Source organism: Marinobacter halodurans, assembly GCF_004327985.1.
Classification (GTDB): Bacteria; Pseudomonadota; Gammaproteobacteria; order Pseudomonadales; family Oleiphilaceae; genus Marinobacter_A; species Marinobacter_A halodurans.
The window spans coordinates 1-790 of sequence record NZ_SJDL01000166.1 but is presented as its reverse complement, the minus strand read 5'-3'; the positions used below and the strand labels follow the sequence as shown (position 1 = coordinate 790).

Below are 790 nucleotides of genomic sequence, written 5' to 3'. Positions count from 1 at the left end.
GCGTTAAGGTTTCGCATGGATCAAATCACTTCAACCGATCCCAAATATCTAAAGGATGATTGGTCTCAGCTACCGAAGTGGACACTGTACGTATCTACGCTACCTTCAGCATTGGTTTGGCTCGGAGTCATTCTCAAAGTCGCTGGCCCCATTCTGGCGATAGTAATGATCCTCTTTTCTGGAATACCCACAAAACTGGTTTACCAAATTTATCAAAGAACCTGCATTCTTAATCAGAAAGCGCCCAGCGTTGTGGGGCATGTGGTTTTCTTTTTTGCTCAGTGCTTCATTTATTCATTGGTATTCATTTATGTGCTGCAGCCTTAACAATTCAATCAAGTACGTTCCGAGCCAAATGGCCCTCCACCGGACCGCCTTTACGCTGCGCTCCAAGGCGGCCGCTTATTTTTCGCGTTATGAGTTCTGTGAATGAAAGAGCTTCTAGGACAAGACGTACTCTCAATTTCGGCACCACAAGATCGCAGTGAATTGACGATGCGGGTAATCGACGAAACGGGGAAGATAAGTGATATCCGCTTTGCGAATGACGATGGTACCGGGATAAATGTCGATTTTTCCCACATTTCGCTAAACGTTATCAATGATCACGAGGGTAATTTGGCTTCGCTTGGGGAACTTGAGGAAGTTAATAGAATTGACAATGGGTTCGAGATAGTAGGTGATTTCGGAATAATTTGGTTGGAGTGCAAGACATGTACCCCAGCCCTTTAGCTCATAACCAATACAGGCAAGGGACGCTCCTTTCGTCGCGCCCCTGCTGTTGGCGTTA

The 790-nt window shown here is 45.9% G+C and carries 2 protein-coding genes; one reads left to right on the top strand and one right to left on the bottom strand.

Going from position 1 to position 790, the window contains the following annotated elements; all coding sequences use genetic code 11:
- The coding region (locus EZI54_RS24975; RefSeq protein WP_207389355.1) for a hypothetical protein at positions 1 to 327 on the top strand (327 nt) is incomplete at its 5' end.
- A gap of 261 nt (positions 328 to 588) precedes the next feature.
- On the opposite strand, the gene EZI54_RS24970 is transcribed toward EZI54_RS24975, so the two are convergent.
- A partial coding sequence (locus tag EZI54_RS24970) for a hypothetical protein (protein ID WP_207389354.1) occupies positions 589 to 790 on the bottom strand: 202 nt, incomplete at its 5' end.